The sequence below is a fragment of the Stappia sp. TSB10GB4 genome, from assembly GCF_900185745.1.
GTDB lineage: Bacteria > Pseudomonadota > Alphaproteobacteria > Rhizobiales > Stappiaceae > Stappia.
In genome coordinates, this window is the sequence record NZ_FYAV01000034.1 from 1 (window position 1) to 867 (window position 867).

General features: G+C 67.9%; 1 protein-coding gene. It reads right to left on the bottom strand.

Annotated elements, in window-relative coordinates; translation table 11 throughout:
- Positions 1–676: 676 nt before the first annotated feature.
- Positions 677–867, bottom strand: a 191-nt coding sequence (locus TSB10GB4_RS23640; protein ID WP_208984502.1) for a hypothetical protein, incomplete at its 5' end; no start/stop codon positions are given.

The window sequence follows — 867 nt, forward strand, 5'->3', positions numbered from 1 at the left end:
CCACGCCGGCCGGGCTTGAGGGAGCGGCAAGCCGAGAGGGAGATGGAGCGTTCGATCGATCACGTGAGGCGGACACGCCGTGCGACCCGACCGGCCGTCGAGGCCGTGGTTCCGTTAGGCGCCGCCCCACGCGCAACCCATCTTGGGCCATGGCGGTTCACCATGCCGCCGAAACAGGCCGGACATACGAACCGCTGTCGATCCGAGCGAGCCTCAACTAATCGCTTGCCCTCAGGGGGCCGTCCACATACGGGTCGCACGATGCTTGCCCGGAATGACGCCTCGGGAGGGTGGAGGCTGCCCGGGCCGTAGCTGCGGCCGATGCGCAACAACACGCCCCGGCGGATACTGGACGCCTGCCTGCGCAGGTATGACAGCCTTGGGGGAGGCGACGCCGCCCGGCCTCACGCCTGCCGAGGTTGCCAATGGTTCCCGGCTCTGCGCTGACGCGCGGCCGGGATGACAGCCGAAGAGAATGGCAAGGCCACTCATCCCCTCTGCCGTCACCCCGGCCAAGCGCAGCGCGCGCCGGGGTCTATTGGTTTCCAGAGCGACGGCGCGCGCGCAGGCCCCCCCGCAACATCGCCTCGCCCACACGGTCCTCTCCTTCGTCCTCCCGGACGCAGGCGCAAACGCAGATCCGGGATCGGAGAGCCGAGGGCGGTTGCAGCAGCGCTCAGGCAAAAAGGTGGCACCGTGCCTCTCCGGTCCCGTTGGGGTGGACGGCCCCCATCCGGCGTCGTTTTGCGCCAAGATGATGGTCCCAACACATCGAAGGAGCCGCCCAATGAACGAGATTACGCGCATCGGCATGGACACGTCCAAGCATCTCTTCCAACTCCACGGGGTTGATGCCGCCGGAGAGAC